The sequence below is a fragment of the Rhizobium sp. SVR5-9E genome (assembly GCF_056755095.1).
The window spans coordinates 1-258 of sequence record NZ_JBNDHS010000502.1 but is presented as its reverse complement, the minus strand read 5'-3'; the positions used below and the strand labels follow the sequence as shown (position 1 = coordinate 258).

1 protein-coding gene is annotated in these 258 nt (G+C 36.4%); it reads left to right on the top strand.

Translation table 11 applies throughout. The features are described 5' to 3' along the window. Window positions 1-34 precede the first annotated feature (34 nt). Window positions 35-258, top strand: a 224-nt coding sequence (locus tag ACPYOJ_RS35800) for a S1 RNA-binding domain-containing protein (protein ID WP_481420451.1), incomplete at its 3' end; no start/stop codon positions are given.

Sequence of the window (258 nt, the reverse complement as noted above, 5' to 3'; positions counted from 1 at the left end):
AATTAAAGATTACGATCAGTTCGTAGGTAAAACTATGGAGTTCAAAGTTGTGAAAATCAACCCTGAGTTCAAAAACGTAGTTGTATCTCACAAAGCATTGATCGAAGCAGATATTGAAGGTCAGAAAAAAGAAATCATCGCTCAGCTTGAAAAAGGACAAGTTCTTGAAGGTACTGTTAAGAATATTACTTCTTACGGTGTATTCATCGACCTTGGAGGTGTTGATGGATTGATTCACATTACAGACCTTTCTTGGTC